This is a genomic window from Pseudohoeflea suaedae, assembly GCF_004354915.1.
Lineage (GTDB): Bacteria > Pseudomonadota > Alphaproteobacteria > Rhizobiales > Rhizobiaceae > Pseudohoeflea > Pseudohoeflea suaedae.
In genome coordinates this window covers 1-262 of the sequence record NZ_SMSI01000018.1, presented here as the reverse complement: position 1 = coordinate 262, position 262 = coordinate 1, and the positions used below count along the sequence as shown (strand labels likewise).

General features: G+C 68.3%; 1 protein-coding gene. It reads left to right on the top strand.

The genetic code is table 11. The features are described 5' to 3' along the window. The coding region (locus tag E2A64_RS17880; protein ID WP_158285803.1) for a hypothetical protein at positions 1 to 262 on the top strand (262 nt) is incomplete at both ends.

Here is a 262-nt window from a genome sequence, read left to right as displayed (position 1 = left end):
TACCCTGACCTCGCCCATCGACGGACCCGATGCCGATGACGGCGCCAACACCTTCACCGGCGTCGAGACCTTCGGCTATACCGCCACCGACACCTACGGCAACACCGTCACAGGCTCCGTCACGATCGACGTCGTCGACGACGTCCCCACTGCCGTGGCAGATACCGGCGGGCCGGTGCTCGAAGGCGACCTGCTGACGGTCGATGCCGCCGCAGGCATCCTCGCCAACGACACCCGGGGCGCCGACGGCGCCACAATCGCA